The sequence below is a fragment of the Paraliomyxa miuraensis genome (assembly GCF_026337845.1).
Lineage (GTDB): Bacteria > Myxococcota_A > Polyangia > Nannocystales > Nannocystaceae > Paraliomyxa > Paraliomyxa miuraensis.
The window spans coordinates 1-287 of the sequence record NZ_JAOVZF010000040.1 but is presented as its reverse complement, the minus strand read 5'-3'; the positions used below and the strand labels follow the sequence as shown (position 1 = coordinate 287).

1 protein-coding gene is annotated in these 287 nt (G+C 63.8%); it reads right to left on the bottom strand.

The window, feature by feature from the left end; translation table 11 throughout:
- Positions 1–287, bottom strand: a 287-nt coding sequence (locus OEB96_RS00170; RefSeq protein ID WP_266213351.1) for a DDE-type integrase/transposase/recombinase, incomplete at both ends; no start/stop codon positions are given.

The window sequence follows — 287 nt, the reverse complement described above, 5'->3', positions numbered from 1 at the left end:
ACTCGCATGTGCTCGGCCATCGACCAGCCCACCACGCGACGGGAGAACAGATCGAGGACCACGGCCAGGTACATCCAGCCCTGCAGGGTCCAGATGTACGTGATGTCAGCAACCCACACGCAATCGGGCTCCTCGACGTCGAACTGGCGGGCGACGAGGTTGGGGGCGATCGGCTCGTCGTGGTTGGAGTCCGTCGTCCTGCGAAACTTCGGTCGCCTGCGACCCACGATTCCTTGCTCTCGCATCTGCTTCTCGACTCGCTTGCGGCTGACCTTGAACCCCCGCTC